Origin of the sequence: Wolbachia endosymbiont of Chrysomya megacephala, assembly GCF_008245065.1 — a bacterium.
Lineage (GTDB): Bacteria > Pseudomonadota > Alphaproteobacteria > Rickettsiales > Anaplasmataceae > Wolbachia.
In genome coordinates, this window is record NZ_CP021120.1 from 905,292 (window position 1) to 921,935 (window position 16,644).

General features: G+C 33.8%; 16 protein-coding genes and 1 pseudogene. 7 read left to right on the forward strand and 10 right to left on the reverse strand.

Annotation, left to right across the window (positions count from 1 at the left end):
• Nucleotides 1-44: 44 nt before the first annotated feature.
• Nucleotides 45-803 carry a twin-arginine translocase subunit TatC gene (gene tatC, locus CAI20_RS04405; protein WP_149168864.1) on the reverse strand — a complete coding sequence of 253 codons (759 nt, stop codon included), beginning with the start codon at nt 801-803 and terminating at the stop codon, nt 45-47.
• A gap of 3 nt (nt 804-806) precedes the next feature.
• Nucleotides 807-1,778 carry a type I glyceraldehyde-3-phosphate dehydrogenase gene (gene gap, locus CAI20_RS04410; RefSeq protein WP_007302698.1) on the reverse strand — a complete coding sequence of 324 codons (972 nt, stop codon included), beginning with the start codon at nt 1,776-1,778 and terminating at the stop codon, nt 807-809.
• Between the two features lie 151 nt (nt 1,779-1,929).
• On the opposite strand from gap, the gene CAI20_RS04415 reads away from it, so the two are divergent.
• The 6 genes from CAI20_RS04415 to CAI20_RS04435 all read left to right on the forward strand — a co-directional run bounded on the left by CAI20_RS04415 (nt 1,930) and on the right by CAI20_RS04435 (nt 7,023).
• The gene (locus CAI20_RS04415; protein WP_019236364.1) at nt 1,930-2,289 is read left to right on the forward strand and encodes a hypothetical protein; all 360 of its coding nucleotides are present in this window, start codon (nt 1,930-1,932) and stop codon (nt 2,287-2,289) included.
• Nucleotides 2,290-2,498: 209 nt separating this feature from the next.
• Complete coding sequence (locus CAI20_RS04420; protein WP_149168865.1) at nt 2,499-3,347, forward strand: hypothetical protein; 849 nt, start codon at nt 2,499-2,501, stop codon at nt 3,345-3,347.
• Nucleotides 3,348-3,611: 264 nt separating this feature from the next.
• Nucleotides 3,612-3,740, forward strand: coding sequence for a hypothetical protein (locus tag CAI20_RS06780; RefSeq protein ID WP_019078577.1), 129 nt, complete (start codon nt 3,612-3,614; stop codon nt 3,738-3,740).
• Nucleotides 3,715-3,924, forward strand: coding sequence for a hypothetical protein (locus tag CAI20_RS04425; RefSeq protein WP_012481750.1), 210 nt, complete (start codon nt 3,715-3,717; stop codon nt 3,922-3,924). The genes CAI20_RS06780 and CAI20_RS04425 overlap by 26 nt, the downstream gene beginning before the upstream one ends.
• A 175-nt stretch (nt 3,925-4,099) precedes the next feature.
• A complete protein-coding gene (locus CAI20_RS04430) occupies nt 4,100-4,633 on the forward strand; it encodes an HK97 family phage prohead protease (protein ID WP_007302694.1) in 534 nt (177 codons plus the stop codon).
• Between the two features lie 101 nt (nt 4,634-4,734).
• A complete protein-coding gene (locus tag CAI20_RS04435) occupies nt 4,735-7,023 on the forward strand; it encodes a hypothetical protein (RefSeq protein ID WP_149168866.1) in 2,289 nt (762 codons plus the stop codon).
• On the opposite strand, the gene CAI20_RS04440 is transcribed toward CAI20_RS04435, so the two are convergent.
• Both CAI20_RS04440 and typA read right to left on the reverse strand, forming a co-directional pair.
• Nucleotides 7,007-8,233 carry a CCA tRNA nucleotidyltransferase gene (locus tag CAI20_RS04440; RefSeq protein WP_149168867.1) on the reverse strand — a complete coding sequence of 409 codons (1,227 nt, stop codon included), beginning with the start codon at nt 8,231-8,233 and terminating at the stop codon, nt 7,007-7,009. The two genes, CAI20_RS04435 and CAI20_RS04440, sit on opposite strands and share 17 nt — an antisense overlap.
• A 312-nt stretch (nt 8,234-8,545) precedes the next feature.
• A complete protein-coding gene (typA, locus tag CAI20_RS04445; protein WP_149168868.1) occupies nt 8,546-10,375 on the reverse strand; it encodes a translational GTPase TypA in 1,830 nt (609 codons plus the stop codon).
• Between the two features lie 222 nt (nt 10,376-10,597).
• Here typA and gltX point away from each other — a divergent pair, with 222 nt between their 5' ends.
• On the forward strand, nt 10,598-11,932 hold the full coding sequence (gene gltX / locus CAI20_RS04450) for a glutamate--tRNA ligase (RefSeq protein WP_019236368.1): 1,335 nt from the start codon (nt 10,598-10,600) through the stop codon (nt 11,930-11,932).
• 231 nt (nt 11,933-12,163) lie between these two features.
• Here gltX and CAI20_RS06925 read toward each other — a convergent pair.
• The 6 genes and pseudogenes from CAI20_RS06925 to CAI20_RS04485 all read right to left on the reverse strand — a co-directional run bounded on the left by CAI20_RS06925 (nt 12,164) and on the right by CAI20_RS04485 (nt 16,584).
• Nucleotides 12,164-13,099: pseudogene (locus tag CAI20_RS06925) on the reverse strand (IS5 family transposase).
• Between the two features lie 142 nt (nt 13,100-13,241).
• Nucleotides 13,242-14,261 carry a DNA polymerase III subunit delta gene (gene holA, locus CAI20_RS04465; protein ID WP_007302689.1) on the reverse strand — a complete coding sequence of 340 codons (1,020 nt, stop codon included), beginning with the start codon at nt 14,259-14,261 and terminating at the stop codon, nt 13,242-13,244.
• 5 nt (nt 14,262-14,266) lie between these two features.
• Nucleotides 14,267-14,449: a hypothetical protein gene (locus CAI20_RS04470; RefSeq protein ID WP_007302688.1), complete on the reverse strand. Its 183-nt coding sequence runs from the start codon at nt 14,447-14,449 to the stop codon at nt 14,267-14,269.
• 114 nt (nt 14,450-14,563) lie between these two features.
• Entirely contained in the window at nt 14,564-15,373 is an 810-nt protein-coding gene (locus tag CAI20_RS04475) for a metal ABC transporter permease (RefSeq protein ID WP_052264732.1), read from the reverse strand.
• Nucleotides 15,367-15,714: an Mth938-like domain-containing protein gene (locus CAI20_RS04480; RefSeq protein WP_007302686.1), complete on the reverse strand. Its 348-nt coding sequence runs from the start codon at nt 15,712-15,714 to the stop codon at nt 15,367-15,369. The genes CAI20_RS04475 and CAI20_RS04480 overlap by 7 nt, the downstream gene beginning before the upstream one ends.
• Before the next feature lie 3 nt (nt 15,715-15,717).
• Nucleotides 15,718-16,584, reverse strand: a complete 867-nt coding sequence (locus tag CAI20_RS04485) for a 4-(cytidine 5'-diphospho)-2-C-methyl-D-erythritol kinase (RefSeq protein ID WP_149168870.1) — start codon at nt 16,582-16,584, stop codon at nt 15,718-15,720.
• Between the last annotated feature and the right edge of the window lie 60 nt (nt 16,585-16,644).

The window sequence follows — 16,644 nt, forward strand, 5'->3', positions numbered from 1 at the left end:
AGTGCTCTGGTGCTCATTCTTTGTTTATAAATAATATTCTTGATTCAATCCTTTGCTTTCTTCTCAATATATCTACATATCAGAATAGACAGCTCATATAATACCAGCATTGGTATTGCAAGCCCTACTTGGCTTAGTACATCAGGTGGAGTTAAGATTGCAGCAATAATGAAAATTACCACTATCGCAATCCTCCGTTTATTTGACAAACTTTGTGCAGTGATTAGCCCTACTCTCACCATTAAGGTTAGTATGACTGGAATTTGAAATGCAGTACCAAAAGCGAACGCGAATTGAAGAACAAGGTCTAAATATTCACTAACTGATGGCATAAACTCTATTGGTATACCGAAAGATTTACCGCTATGTTCAAAAGCAATAAAAAATTTCCAGGCTAAGGGAAATATGTAGTAGTAAACTACAGCGGCTCCCGTTACAAACAAAACCGGTGTTGCAATTAAGTATGGCAATAACACCGCCCTTTCTCTTTTATATAAGCCAGGTGCTAGAAACATATAGAATTGCCATGCAAACACAGGAAAAGAAAACAACAGTGCACTCATTATTGCAACCCTGAGATATACAAAAAACGCTTCTGTTAAGTCTGTATAGATTAGAGAAAAATCATCACTATCTTTTGTAACTTCTATTAAAGGTGCAAGTAAAAAGCGGTATATATTTTCTTTAAAGTAGTAACAAAACCCGAAGGTAACACAAAAAAATAGAAAGCAAAAAATAACCCTTTTTCTAAGTTCCGCAAAGTGCTCATAAAATGAAGCATATTTTTGTGAGTTTTCGTTCATACTTTACAATAACGCTATATCTAACATTCTCAGTGAAAAAGCCCATTCATTGTCATACCATGCTGCAACTCTACAGATATCACCTGTGACATATGTACCAGCTAAATCCACAATTGCACTATAAGGGTTATGGACAAAGTCTATTGAAACTAAAGGCTCGTTACATACGGAAAGCACATGATTTGCTGAATTCTTAAATATTTCGTTTATTTCCTTAGTTGTTGCTCTCTTATCAGCTAAAAATTTAAAATCAACCATAGAAACGTTGCTAACCGGAACTCTAATAGCAGTACCATCTAGCTTACCCTTTAACTCAGGAATAACAGAACCAATTGTTTTTGCTGCTCCAGTTGTAGTTGGCACCATAGAAAGGCCACAAGCTCTTGCCCTACGTAAGTCTCTATGGTTGCCATCAAGAATATTTTGATCATTCGTATAGGCATGTATAGTGGTCATAAAACCGCTTTTTATACCTAAATTGGAGTGTAAAATGTGTACAATCGGAGCCAGACAGTTTGTAGTACAAGAACCTGCTGAGATCACTTTATGCTCCTTTTTTAGCATATCGTTATTTACGCCGTAAACTACAGTTACATCAGCATCTGAAACTGGAGCAGAGACAATTACTCTCTCTGCATTATGCTTTGCTGCTTCCGCACGCTTGTTGAATGCACCAGTGCATTCAAGTACTACATCAACATTCCAAGGAATATTTTCAGGGCTACGTTCTCTATATAAAGAAAATTTCCTGCTATTTATAGATAGCCAATTTTCAGACTCGTTAAAATCAATATCGCCGTTAAATTTGCCATGAACAGAGTCATATTTAATCAAATGTGCATGCTGCTCAGCACTGAGTGACCCATTTACCGCCACAACTTCTATTTGCTCGCTATAGTTTTCTACTTCAAAAATAGCACGCAATACACTTCTGCCTATTCTACCAAGACCATTAATTCCTACACGAATTGTCATTTTTCCATCTTAAAAGTTTAATTATACGGAATATTGCCTGATATTTCATTCTATTCTTTTAGTTGTTAATCGTAATGTTATAATATATTGATTGACTAAAGAAACTGTATCACTTAATTAATAATGTCTAAATTTTAACTTGGAGTAGGTTATGCATGGATTACCAATGACAAATTCAGATAATCAGTATCAGCAAAGAAAAATAGAAGCATTGCAAAAAGAAAATAAAGGACTGTCAGAAAAAGTGAAAACACTACAGAAAATGTCAGTGCTGCAAAATGAAATGCTAGTAATGCTACAGTGGAAATCAATAACAGAGAAACTGCGCACAGAAATATTAAAAAAACTGCTAGAAGCACCTCAAGAAGCAGCAGCATTTCAATTAGAAGAAAGAGATGAAGATCAGCAAGTAATAGAAGACATACTGGATATGCAAGAAGAATTTGAATCTTTACAAAATTTGGAAAGTACTACTATTGAACAAACAAATATTCAAGGACAGAGCATATAAACTTGTAATAGTTTTAAACTATTACATATAACTTTCTCTACTTCCTTCTTTATCGTTATCCAGTGTTGTGGCACTGGGTGCTCCGCTCTTTTTGTATTTTACGACTAAGGATATCATTTTTTAGTGCTTATTTCTTAATATATTAATATAAATCTTAATTAAGTAATTATAGTACTATATTATTTAACTCAATATTAATGATAATTATTATGGATTTAAAAAACTTACAACTAGAGTTGCTTAGAATAATTTTTCTCATACTTGCACCAGCTAGTGCAGAAGAAGAAAGAGATATGAAGGAGCGAGCATTAGAGATTATAAGTATATTAAAAGATCATATTAATGATGATATAGAAATGAATAATCTGAGAATGACAATTTTAGACTACATTGTCTTTTGTGATAGTCAAGATAACGTAAGGTTAAATAACAGATCGTTATTAGACTTAGAAGATGCCGTCAAAAGTATTGGAGGGAAAACTTCACAAGAGTTAGGGCGAGTAAATCAGATTCCACAGCAACCAAATAGTATTGGGTTAGCGGTAGCAGAAGCTACAATACAATATGAGGCGCATGTGAGAGAAATGGAAGAGAGAAATGTAAGGATTATCACCTCAATTGGAGTATTAGGTATAACAGCCTTAGGAGTTAATCTTGGAAAATCAAAAGCGAGTGAAATTATTGGTGCAACACTTGGAGGACTATTATCCATGCCAATAATGGTCATGTTACCAGCATCAATAGCAGTAGCGTTAAAAAACAGTAATTCAGAGCTTAGAGAAGTAGTACAATATTCTCTTGATGCAACAAGTAAACCGTCAAGGATTGGGTTAGTAGCAGCTTTAGGAGCAGGCGCGATGATGTTAATTAACAATATAACTAGCAGCAGCACTGAAACAAATATGGAATTATTAGGCCCTGGTTTTATAGCTGCAACTGGAGCTGGAATTGGTGCTGCATTGTCAACGGCTTTAGCGAGAAGGATGTTTGCTACTATCTCCACAAATTTGGAAAGTACTACTATTGAACAAACAAATATTCAAGGACAGAGCATATAAACTTGTAATAGCTTCAAACTATTATAAATAACTTTCCCTACTTCCTTCTTTATCGTTACCCCGGGTGTTGTAAAACTGGGGTAATACCTTCCGCTACGAAAATCACCTACAAAACACAATCTTTTTATTCCCCCAAACAATTAGTTGTGAATTTAAGCAATCATATTAATATAGTAAATATTTACTTAATATACTAGTATTTACCTTGACTAAACAATTATAGTGCTGTATAATTTGTACTTAAGCTTTAATAGTGAGGTGTTGATGGACGCACAAGAATTAGAAAACTTACAGAAAAGTTCATCAACAAAATCCCAAGATGCTGGGGAGAAAACATCAGAAGAGTTGGGAAGAAATTTAAACCCGAATGAAGCCAATAATGATATATTCTAAAATCTATCAAGAATACGAGGGAGAAACATGGACAGAGTCATTAATGAATGGTTTTATAGCCGCTGTTTCATTGGGATTTGGCTTCCTTCTAGGAAAAGCTACAAACGAAGCTGTTTCTACAAATCTGGAAAACGCTGCTGTTGAACAACCCAATGTGCAACAAACCCTACCCTTATGTATATAAAATGACAAATTTTATAACTAAAAAAGTACTTCCACATTTTCAAAGCACTGCATACAATAGAATTATATTGTAGTGCCTTATACTCATCCTGAGATATAGGAAAACAATCTATACAACATTTTAAGCTGGCTCAGAGCGCTGGCAAACCCAATACCATAATTTACAAGGAGGACTTATGAATAAGAAATTTCTCTATTCACCATTATCAATAAAAAGCATAGAAGAAAACGGAGTATTTTCTGGCTATGCGAGCGTTTTTAATATAGTTGATAAGCAAAATGATCTGATATTACCAGGAGCATTTAAGAATAACTTAAATAAAAGTCAGATAAAACTTCTTTGGCAGCACAATCCGAGCGAGCCTATAGGTAATATTACGGATATTTGCGAAAATGATATTGGCCTATATATAACTGCACATTTGCTTTTTGGTATTCAAAAAGCAGAGGAAGCATATTTAATGCTCAAAACTGGAACTATTAACGGGCTTTCGATTGGCTATATACCAATAGAGTATGATGTTGATCATGAAAGCGGAGCTCGAGTGTTAAAACAAGTGGAGCTATGGGAAGTTAGTTTGGTCACTTTCCCTGCAAATTTGGCAGCTCAGGTAATCAACGTGAAAAATCAGCACAATGAACAAGAAATGTTAGCAAGAGCAATAGAAAAAGCAAATTCTGTGCTTACGAACATGTGTATTTCTACTTAAAATCTATAAAAATTTTCACACAATTTAACATTTATATTATAATTTATTTAATAATTATATTAATATATATAACTTCAATACTTTAAAAATTAGGTAATTTTATGCTAAATGCTAACAATAAGGTTAATTACGAACCTAAACAAAAGGAAAAAAAATATAGCTTATCCACTGTGCTTGCTTGGCTATATCTAAAAACAATTGGACGAATGTTGCCAGAAAAGTGGAATCAATGGGCAAAGAGTATCCTACATTACAATATTGCAGATAATGTGGTTCAGACTGATGATCTTTTAAATTCTAACAGAGAAAAGGAATTGAAGGATGAAAATGAGAGATTAAAAGAAAAGTTGAAAGAAGGTAGTAAGAAGGAGGAAAATCAGTCAAATTTAAATCAGGAATTAACTAAAAAAGAGAAAGAAATTACTAAACTTAAAGAACAAGTAAAATCATTAGGAGAGGAAAAAGAAATATTTGCTAAATTTTTTGCAGCACAAGCACAGCAGATTGAAGACTTAGAATTAGAAAATGAAGAGTTAAAGTCTAAACTTGCAGGACTTAAAAAGAACTATAGTGAATTGGTAAAAATTGCACAAAAAAGAGGAGAAGAATTTTTAGCACAGTTCAAGGAAAAGTCTGAGGAGATATTACATTTGCAGAAAGAATTAATTGAGTGCAGCAAAGAATTTGCAAATAAAATAGAAATGCTCTCAGTAAGGGTAGAAGAAAAAGATGGGAAAATAGGTAGTTTAACGCAATTAAATGAAAGATTAGAACAAGAGAAAAAGGAAATGGAGAATAAAAATAATGCACAACAGCGAACCATATCTAATCAAGATAAAAGAATAAAAGAACAAGACACATTAATTACTTCACTTGCTGATACAAATAAAGACATAGATGAAACTGTGAAGAAAGAGAATAAAAGCCTACGAGCGCAAAACACAGATTTAGAAAGTAAAGTTGATCAGTTAAAAAAAGAATCTGATACTAAAATAAGGGAATTAAAAAGTCAACTTGAGGAGAAACAAGCAGAATTCACACAAGCTGAGGAAAAAAATGCTGAATTTAGAAAAAAATTGGAAAGTGCTCAGCAACAATTAGAGCAAGAAAAGACTAATCTAAATACCATTGAAAAAAAGAAACAAGATTTAGAAAGTGAAATTAATGAATTGAAAGAACAAGCTAAGGAAAAAGATGCTGAAGTAGAGAATCTTAAACAACAATTAGAGAAAGACAAAAGTGATTCAATTAGTAAACTAAATGCTACTGAAACAGAGAAAAAAGAATTAGAAAGTAAGATTACTAGTCTACAAGAACAAGTACAGGCATTAGAAAAAAGTAAAGAGTGGGAATCAGCGGGAATAGATGATATCTTAAAGGAAACTCATTCGAATCTGACAGAAATGTTAAAAGAAGAACTTGCAAAGCAAGAGAAGCAGATTAAGCAGTCACAAGAGGAACATAAGCAAGCAGAAAATCGATCGAAAATTGATATTACAAAACTACAGGAAGAAAATAAAGGTCTGTTAGCTGAAATAGATCAATTAAAGAGAAGCTTATCAAGCACGCCAAAGCAGTTGGAGCAACAGCAATTGTCAAATAATCAAGAACAACAAAAGTTACAAAACAAGCAAAAAGACGCTAGTAAAAAGCCAGAAGATATTAATAAAAAAACTAAAGCAGATACAAAGAGTATTTTCTCTACTTCTGGTTCTATTAAGTCAAAATTTTCAAATGGTTTCTCTAAGCTTCGTGGGAATAAGAATCTCGATAAATTTTTATCTGATCAAAATAAAAAATTGAAAAAAAGTTTTCCTGAATTTAAAGGAGAACACTTTTGCCATAACGTGCTTGAGGAAACTATAAAGTCTCTATCAAATCAAGGTGATGGTAAATTTGAAAGTGATAAGTTACTTGCACTGTTGGAAGAGAATTTGGTTCAATCTGGAAGAGCGATCATAGAAACTAATGTTAACAAAGTTGTTACAGAAGTTGGTAAAAAACATTCCATTAAAAATGGAGATTTTGTTAAAAATTGTGTAAACAAGTTGTATTTCAATGAAAAAGATAGTGAAGCAATAATAAGTTCTTTCACAAAATTTTTGGCTCAGGGAAATGATAGCAATAATGATTCAGTCAAAAAATTTGTTGTGCAGAAGTTAACGGAAGCTCAAATAAAATGTTTTTCAGATAAGGTTCAACAACTGGCATCAAGTATAAGAGATAAATTTTTATCCCCAGATCAGGGAATGTGTAATCAGACTCAAGGAGGAGTAAACGAGTATCAATTAACAGATAAAGCTAAAAAAGAATACAAATTAACACCTAACTCTTCCATGCGTCACACTACTTCATCAAACATTCAGAGAGTAACTAGAGTAGGCTCTTAGCATAAAGTATCAGCTCCTCCTTTGTTAAAGTGTAGGAGCTGTCTTCCCAGTGTTGTCGTAGCAATTCTAAGTTTCTACCTAAACTTTTTCCTGGTTGGTGACCTATGATTATTAAATCATCCCCAGATAAAGGAAATTTTGGAACATTGAATATATTGGCAAATAAAATATACTCATCAACATTTGTTCCAGACTCAATACCACAAATCTTCATTAAGTCACAATATAATTCCTTACCAAATAAAGATATATATTTCTTTTGCTCTTTTTCTGAAAGCTCTGTTTTGATATTGTTTGATAATAAAAATAATATTTTTTTCTTTTGCTTATTTGAAAGACGTAAAAACTTGCTCACTTCTTCCCCAAGACTCGCTCTATCTTCAGCAGTCCTAATAAGCAAAGCTAATTTTGTTAGTGCATCGATTGTGGGATCTAGGAAAGGCGTATGGACATACGCTGAGGGTTTTATAGGAGGTTTAGTGTTGATAAGAAGTGGTGAAGATAAAATTTCGCATTTTACTTCTTTTGGAATAATTTTTTGTAAAACATCAGATTTTTGCATGCTCTTAAGTGTTGGAGCAGGATCATTGCATTCCAAGAGTTTAAATATTTCTTCTCTTATTCTCTCTCCAGAGAGGTTTTGAATCATGTGCGAATGCTTTTTGCACACATCCAATATTTCATCACTTAAATCTCCTATGCATATTTTAGCGTGAAAACGAAACGCTCTTAAAATACGTAGATAGTCTTCCTTAATCCTATCTTCAGCGTTACCTATAAAGTTTAACTTTCGTGTTTTTAAGTCCTGAATGCCACCAAAGTAGTCGTATATATGGCCATGCTTGTCCGCATAAAGAGCATTAAACGTAAAGTCGCGCCTTGAAGCATCAGCTTGCCAATCATTAGTAAATTCTACCTTCGCATGTCTACCGTCACACTTTATATCATGCCTTAGCGTTGTAATCTCAAAGGATCTTTTATTTAAAATCGCAGTAATAGTTCCATGTTTTAAGCCAGTTGGAATAGTTTTTATATTACGGAGTTTTAACGCTTTAACTGCTTGATTAGGCAGCAGATTAGTAGCAAGATCGATGTCGTGAATGTCACGCTGTAAAATTGAATCTCTAACACATCCACCAACAAGCCTTGCCTCACCACCAAATTTCTCTATGGCCTCAATAATTATACTAACTTCGTGATCAATTTTCATATATATCATGTTACACAAAATGAAAAATTTTCGCAAAAAGCCTCATATAAAAATATACAAGCGGAGTGGTAAAATAAGGGGGTAAAGTAAAAGTAAGTCTACAACAAACCCAGTGCCTAGAAACTTATAAGTATAAAAGTAATGTTAAAATACAATGTTTTCGATGATTATAAAAAAGCTGGATGAGCCACTTGCATGACACCTTTGTAGCCTTCTCTTGTCATCCCAATACCTGCTCAAGTAACTGACACTGGTTCCCTTTATGATGGTGTTATCCGAGTAGCTCATCCAGATTTTTATCAGGAACGTTGATTACTCTTTATTCTTCGCCCTTCCTGCACGTTTACGTTCATTTGGATCGAGGAACTTCTTACGCAAACGCATAGATTTTGGAGTTACTTCTACTAATTCATCATCGTCTATATATGCTATCATATCCTCCAGTGTCATTATTTTTGGTGGAGTAAGCTTTATAGCTTCATCGCTACCTGAAGCTCTTACGTTTGTTAATTGCTTACCTTTAAGTACATTTATTTCTAAATCATTGTCACGACTATGCTGACCGACGATCATGCCACAATATACTTTATCCTGTGGCTTAATAAACATAATTCCCCTATCTTGCAGATTAAAAATTGCATACGCTACTGCTTCGCCTTTGTCTGTTGAAATTAAAACCCCATTACGCCTTCCGGAAATTGAACCTTTATGTGGAGCATAACTGTGAAATAAACGGTTGATTATACCAGTGCCGCGAGAATCAGTTAAAAATTCTCCTTGATAGCCAATTAATCCCCTTGATGGCACTAAAAATGTCAACCTAGTTCTGCCACTACCAGAAGGTCTCATGTCAGTTACTTCACCTTTTCGAAAGCTAAGTTTTTCCATGATGATTCCACTATACTCATCATCTACATCAATTACTACTTCCTCTATAGGTTCAAGTTTTTTGCCATCTTCTTCTTTAAACAGCACTCGAGGCCGTGAAACTGAAAGTTCAAAACCTTCCCTTCTCATATTTTCAATCAGTACCCCAAGCTGCAACTCACCACGTCCACCTACTTCAAATGCTTCACCACTTGGAGCCAAAGTTACAGTAATTGCAACGTTTGTTTCTGCTTCTGCATATAAACGATCTTTTATAACAGTTGAGGTAAGTTTTGTTCCCTCTTGCCCAGCAAAAGGTGAGTCATTCACGCTTATAGTAATCGCCATTGTTGGCGGGTCAACTGGAGTTGAGCTGATCGCAGTTGTAACTTCTGGTGCTGCTATAGTGTCTGAAACTGAAGCTTTCTCAAGTCCTGCAATGGCAATGATATCACCAGCTACAGCTTGCTCTACTGGAACGCGTTTTAAGCCAGAAAATGAGAGTAACTTAGTTAATCTCCCTCGCTCAACCACTTGACCATCAAGATCAATTACCTTAAGATCTGAGTTAACTTGCGCGATTCCTTGGTAAATCTTTCCTGTCAATATTCTGCCAAGAAATTTATCAGATTCAAGTAAAGTAACTAGCATAGCAAAAGGTGCATTTTGATCATAAACGGAAGGTTTTATGTAATCTATCACCGTTGAAAATAATGGGCTTAAATCTTTTCTCTCATCAGATAGCTCCTTAGCACACCAACCATTTCTACCTGAAGCATAGAGTACTGGAAAATCTAGTTGCTCGTTGGTTGCATCAAGGTTAAAAAATAACTCATATATTTCATTTAGTACTTCATCAATTCTGCTGTCTGGTCGATCAACCTTATTGATTATCACAATCGGTTTTAAATTTGCCTTTAGTGCTTTTGACAACACAAACTTAGTCTGTGGCATTGGACCTTCTGCAGCATCAACCAGTAGTAATACACCATCTGCCATGCAGAGCACCCTTTCCACTTCTCCACCAAAATCCGCATGTCCTGGTGTATCAATGATATTGATTTTCTCATCACCCCACATTATTGACGTACATTTTGCAAGTATTGTAATCCCACGTTCACGTTCTTGATCACCACTATCCATCACTCGTTCTTGAACTTCTTGATTCTCACGAAACGTGCCACTTTGTTTTAACATGTTATCAAGTAAAGTAGTTTTTCCGTGGTCGACGTGTGCAATTATTGCAATATTGCGGATTGATTTAAATTCACTCATTTCTTATCATTTCAAATTTAATTTAATAACAAGTATACGTATAATATATTTAGAGTAAATAACTAAAGCCGTGCTTTCAGAGTATTTTAGGCAGATCATGGAACTCTAACAAAAAGGTTTCATGTTCGCTGTACTTTGTAGCAACTAACACCAAGACAAAGAAGAATCTTGCTTTAGCAGTACATTTATATAAAATTAAAATAAACTAAAGTAATCATTTAAATGCTAACAAGATTCGCTCCAAGCCCAACTGGCTACCTACATGTAGGAAACATACGCACTGCACTCATTTGTTGGATGTACACACGTAATCAAAATGGAAAATTTTTACTACGTTTTGATGATACTGATCTTGAGCGTTCAGATATCAAATATGTAGATAATATCATAGAAGACCTAAAATGGATTGGCATAAATTGGAATTCAAGTTTTAAGCAATCAGAGCGTTTTGAGCGCTATAACGAGGTGTTCTTACAGTTAATGAAAGAAGGTCATATTTATGCATGTTATGAAACAAGAGAAGAATTAGACACTAAACGAAAATTGCAATTAAAACAAGGTCTTCCCCCTGTTTACGATAAAGGTGCGTTGCTTTTAACTGAGCAAGAGAAAATTCGTTATGAGCAAGAAGGACGAAAACCACATTTCAGATTTAAATTGGATAGAAATAAAACTGTAAAATGGAATGATGAAGTTAAAGGCGAAATAAATATTGCAACAATTCATATCAGCGATCCTGTAGTAAAAAGAGAAGATGGAATTTATACGTACATGCTACCTTCTGTTATTGATGACATTGACTTTAATGTAACCCATGTTGTACGTGGGGAAGATCATGTAACTAATACCGCAGTTCAGATTCAAATGATTCAAGCATTAAAAGCGAAAATTCCTATCTTTGCCCACCTTCCCTTACTACACTTTGATGATAGCAAAATATCGAAACGGAAAGGCGGGCTGGATATTAAGTCCATAAGAGAAGATGAGATTGAATCAATGGCGCTAACTAGCTATTTAGCAAAGCTTGGAACATCTGATCCGATAGAAGCTTATATTGATATGCAGTCTTTAATTGACTCATTTGATATCAAAAAATTTAGTTCAGCATCTTTACAATTCAGCTTGAGTGAAATTTATAAGCTAAATAGCAAAGTGCTACAACAAATGCCATTTGAAATGGTGCAAGATCGTTTAAGTCAAATTGGCTCAGAGTTTTGGTATTTTATAAGGAGTAATATAGAAAAGTTTTCTGAAGTGGCCAAATGGTGGAAAATATGCAAATTTGGTATAGAACCTGTGGTTCTTAATAAAGAGTTTATAAAAATAGCGCTAAGCACATTACCTCAAGGTGATTGTAATGAAAACACATTATCAGAGTGGGTTAAAAATATTCGACAGACAATTGATATAAAGGCAAAAGATCTATTTATGCAGTTGCGCCTCGCTTTAACAGGAACAGAAACAGGTCCAGAACTCGCTAAATTATTAATTTTTATCGGTAGAGAGAGCATTATTGCAAGGTTAGAAGAAAGCCAAAGAATTATACAAAAGGTTTAAATGCACCGAATGTATTTTGAATGACACCAATAAGCATTGTTCAGGAAATGTGAAAATATTAGATTTCTTGTCATTCCAGTTTCTGCTCCTGTCATTCAAGTAGCTAACACTGGAATCCATAATCTCGCCAAAACGTTGTATTTTAAAATAACTTCTATACATATCCCATATTTCTGGATCCCAGTGGGCTTTGTTGCATAACACTTCATGTAGTGGTGATTTACGACAAATTCATGTAACTATTTCAAATTTAGCCATACCAAAATCAGTAAATTTGTTAAGCAAATAACACTTGAGTAGCAGTTCCTTTTCACGATTAACCTCAGATTTGTTACGAAAATTAAATCCGAATATTTGTTTCAGTCGCGAGAAAAAACTTTCTATATAAGATCTTTTTCCGTAGTTTATTTGCTTTTTCCACATCTTTATATTATCTTTATCATATGACTTTATTAGTCTAATTGCAGCATTTCTCTCTGCCATATAGTCTAACTTTGGATGCTCTACTGCATTATTTTGCAGAGGAATTTTTGTCTTTATCCCAAGTTCATTGCACAATTTATATAATTTCTTTCGGTTATATGACCTATCTCCATACAGTGTGCTTATATTGAGCTTCAACTCTTTCAATAAGATCACAGGTTCCGTAATGATCAGAATAAACTCCTCTACTATATTTTGCAGCTATGACTTTTTTGCTACCTATTTCCAGCATTACATGCAGCTTTCTTACCTGTTTATAACTGCGATACTTCGCTATTTTCCTTACTGTGACCAGGGGTATTATCTGATACTTGTACTATCTATGGCAATTTCAATACCTTCCGTATCATTTTTGTTAACTCTACAGTCACTGATCTTAATATTGAGTTTTCTAAACCTCCTTGAAGCTTGTGAATAGCTGATAATCTGCAAATTTTTTCCTATTTGCTGCAAATACCCTTCTATAAACCCTACCGTTTGTCTTAAGCCAATTCTAAAGAGATTAGCGACTATATGCACTAAAATCACAACTTTATCGCTATAAATATAGTTGCCACCAGCCATTTTTGGACCTTTTTCGTACCAATTCTCAATTGCTTCATTAATAAAATGAAAAATATTTCCCCTCTCTTGGAGAAATTTGTTATATTCATGGCAGTTACTGACTCTCATTTTTTGTGACATATTTTTCTTTCGTAGGTTAAATGCTTGTCTTATAGTGAATTTTGTCAGTAACTGCTAGCTCTTTTTACTTGAGTGATGCAACAAAGCCATCCCAGTGTCAGCTACTTTCATGACAACATTTAGTTGTTTTTTCTCGTCTACCTTATTTTACTACTCTGCTGAACGAATAACACCAATAGTTAATCTCATGCTGAAAGATCATTTTATGGTCCAAGTCAGTTCTTTTACAAGTCACTTCCAAGCTCATCAAATTTTCTAAGATCTTCTTAAGTTCTGAAAGTTGCAAACTTTTCAAATGAGATTTAAAACTCTGCAATTGTTTGAAGAACAATGGAGGACTCAGCTGGTCAATTGCAGCTTGTTCATTCATTCCATTTTGTATTAACAGCAAAACGCTTTCTAGCCGTAGAAAATAATTTGATATAATACGGATTAATGCTATCGGTGAAAAATTCTCTTGTAATATCAATACATCGGAAATTTTGATGAATTGTCCCATGTCTTTACTCACTATTGCAGAGCACAGATTATCAAGTGTAACATAATCATTGCCGGAGGTTGAAAAGCATAGATCTATATCAGCAAGTTTAAGATCTTTTCTTTTTCCTAGATATAAAACTAATTTTTCAAGCTCTGAATATATAGGCAGTTTGCTATGATTAAAATAAGACTGCAAGTGGTAGATTATCTCACTTGTGCACTCTATATCATTTTGTTTCAAGTAACTTGATATAATATCACAAAGATTACTACCGCTGTCCTTATAGCAGGTAATGACACCGAAAATTTTTGAGCTTTCCATATAACTTTTAGTTGTAGAACTATATGGAAGATCATTTGCTATCATTACTATATAATGATCGCCTATATTATGATCCAATATGTTTCTTAACTCTTTAGATATACTTCCACTGACATTTATCAGCTTAACTAACCTTTTTTTAGTAAACATCGAAATGTTTGCCAACTCGGAAAATAACAAGCCAGGCGACTTATTCACTACTGCAAAATCCATCACCTGAACTGAATACTCATTCAAGTTGGCAATTATTTCCTGTACAAAAATATCGACCTTACTATTGTCACTCCCATGAATTAATACACCACTTAAAGTATCGGGTTTCTCAAGGAATTTTTTAACTTTAGATGGCGTGATTCTCATGCCATCTATATTATATTATCACTATTTGGTGGTACATCATTTGATTGCACATCAGTTTCCAACAATTCTGAGCTTTCTTGATTTGCTGTATTCTGCATATCATCAGACACTTCTTTCTTTCCCGTAACATAATTATAAAAATTTTTTATAGGCTGTCCTATATATCTAGAAAAAAATCCTTCGGCCATATCTTTCACTCCACAAATTAACAATTAGCACATAAAAACAACGTAGCAAAAACTACTTTACGCTCAGATAGTTACACTCATTTGTTAATGAATTATGAACTTCCGAGACCAAAATTAAGTCAATCTACTTAACACCAATCTTATAAAATAAGCAATGATTAAATACACAGCTGCGATAAGTATAATTGCAGGTCCAGTTAATAAGTCAAAACTTGCAGATAATATCAAACCTGATACTCCAGAAATCACAGAAAAAACTGTTGCAACAATAATCATTTGCATTGGAGTTTTTGAAATGAGTCTTGCTGATGCAGCAGGTATTAACAAAAATGCAGCAATGAGTAATATTCCTATTAATTGAGCAGAAATTGCAATAAAGATAGCGAGTATAATCAAAAATTCTAGCCTAACAAAATTAACATTTACTTTCTCAACTGTTGCCAAATCTTGATTAATCGAAATCATCAGCCAATAGCGCCATCTAAATATTAATATCAAAGTAACTATTACGGAGGTTAGAAAAATTGATATTATATTACTTTGGTCAATCATTAATATGTCACCAAAAAGTGAGCTAATAATACTATTATTACCTGATGGAAGAAAAGACATAAGTATTAAACTCGATGATAAAACTACATTGGTAACTATGTTCAATATCGTATCAGCAGAGTATAATTTATTAAAATTAAGAGAAAGTAGTATAGCAAACATAATTGCAATGAGCATTATACTTACCGATGGGCTGATATTAAAGATCAAAGCAAGTGCAATACCAAGCAATGAAGAATGGGACAAACTATCACCCAAATACGATAACCTTTGCCATATCATAAATGACCCTAGAGCTCCTGTGACTAGGCTAATCATAATTACCGCAATTAGACTGTTTATAAAAAAACTCTGTGTAAATATCTCTAACATGCTATCAGATAACTGACAACAAATCTATCTTCAGATATTAAAACGTTATGGGTTCTGCATGCAGAACCCGTCGTCATAAATTCAAAATTTAAATTCTTTTGCTCCATAAGATAAGACTTCATTGAACAATCGCGTATCTTACCAGTACCTATTATCAAAATCTCTATTTCCTCTGTTAAAAAAGATTTAAAATACTCCTTGTTATTTATATCACTTTCTTTCAATTCAATCACCTTTTCAGGAAAAATTATAATTGAGCCATGATATTCTTGATTATTTACCCAAAATCTTTCTTCCCTGTAACCATCTATAAGATTTTTCTTCTTGGAAATTAAGGGCATAAATCAAACCATTAATTCCGTGTCGCACACCCACCATTCTGGATATTCCTTTTTGATATTTGCCGCTGCAGCTTTTGCACTTTCTTCACTATCAAACATTCCAAAACACCCTACACCACTACCTGACATACGAGAAAGTATAGAGCCTTCTTGTGACTCTAGTGTTGATATTACATTCTGAATTTCAGGTACAAGACTTATTGCTGCTTCTTGCAGGTCATTTTTTGTCTCTTTAAGAAGCTCTAACAAATTCTCCTCAGTGTTATCACTCCACTTAATTGGCTGAGAGAAATCCTCTTTATACTTGGAAAATACTTCTGATGTATTCAAAAACTTTTTTTTCGGTTTCACAAGTACCAGACTTGTGGGTAAAGAGCATTGTTTAATGGGGCATAATTCCTCACCAACACCTCTGACAAAAACTGGCTTACTATCTATACTTGCAGGTACATCAGCACCAACGCTTAAAGCTATATCATTTAAAAATTGCCTATCAATGTTCCAAAGCTCTCCCAGCATGCGTATCACAGCTCCAGCATCTGAGGAACCACTACCAAATCCCGCAGCAATTGGTACATTTTTTACAACCTTCACAGTGACTTTAGTGCGTACAGGAGCATGCCTAAGCAGTAGACTCACTGCTCTCGTTATAGTATTATATCGATAATTTATTCTAAACTCAGAATTTACAAATTCAACTGTAGAGTTATCATATCTAAAGTTTTTTTCTCCTACTTTTATCTCTAAAAAACTAGAAAGTTTAGCAAAGACAACCAAACTTTCAATTAAATGATACCCTCTTTCTTCTCTATTTATAATATGTAAAAAAAGATTGATCTTTGCAGGAGCCTTTACACAAAAACTTTCCATCTGTATATCTTCACTAACACTATCTTATTTACTATACTTGAAATGCCACTTCAGTCAAAC

Coding starts and splice junctions, on each gene's coding strand:
- CAI20_RS06780 (WP_019078577.1), top strand. CDS start 3,612: ATGGACGCACAAGAATTAGAAAACTTACAGAAAAGTTCATCAACAAAA.
- gap (WP_007302698.1), bottom strand. CDS start 1,778: ATGACAATTCGTGTAGGAATTAATGGTCTTGGTAGAATAGGCAGAAGT.
- CAI20_RS04470 (WP_007302688.1), bottom strand. CDS start 14,449: ATGGCCGAAGGATTTTTTTCTAGATATATAGGACAGCCTATAAAAAAT.
- CAI20_RS04430 (WP_007302694.1), top strand. CDS start 4,100: ATGAATAAGAAATTTCTCTATTCACCATTATCAATAAAAAGCATAGAA.
- gltX (WP_019236368.1), top strand. CDS start 10,598: ATGCTAACAAGATTCGCTCCAAGCCCAACTGGCTACCTACATGTAGGA.
- CAI20_RS04420 (WP_149168865.1), top strand. CDS start 2,499: ATGGATTTAAAAAACTTACAACTAGAGTTGCTTAGAATAATTTTTCTC.
- CAI20_RS04440 (WP_149168867.1), bottom strand. CDS start 8,233: ATGAAAATTGATCACGAAGTTAGTATAATTATTGAGGCCATAGAGAAA.
- CAI20_RS04425 (WP_012481750.1), top strand. CDS start 3,715: ATGAAGCCAATAATGATATATTCTAAAATCTATCAAGAATACGAGGGA.
- tatC (WP_149168864.1), bottom strand. CDS start 803: ATGAACGAAAACTCACAAAAATATGCTTCATTTTATGAGCACTTTGCG.
- CAI20_RS04475 (WP_052264732.1), bottom strand. CDS start 15,373: ATGTTAGAGATATTTACACAGAGTTTTTTTATAAACAGTCTAATTGCG.
- CAI20_RS04485 (WP_149168870.1), bottom strand. CDS start 16,584: ATGGAAAGTTTTTGTGTAAAGGCTCCTGCAAAGATCAATCTTTTTTTA.
- CAI20_RS04480 (WP_007302686.1), bottom strand. CDS start 15,714: ATGCCCTTAATTTCCAAGAAGAAAAATCTTATAGATGGTTACAGGGAA.
- typA (WP_149168868.1), bottom strand. CDS start 10,375: ATGAGTGAATTTAAATCAATCCGCAATATTGCAATAATTGCACACGTC.
- holA (WP_007302689.1), bottom strand. CDS start 14,261: ATGAGAATCACGCCATCTAAAGTTAAAAAATTCCTTGAGAAACCCGAT.
- CAI20_RS04415 (WP_019236364.1), top strand. CDS start 1,930: ATGCATGGATTACCAATGACAAATTCAGATAATCAGTATCAGCAAAGA.
- CAI20_RS04435 (WP_149168866.1), top strand. CDS start 4,735: ATGCTAAATGCTAACAATAAGGTTAATTACGAACCTAAACAAAAGGAA.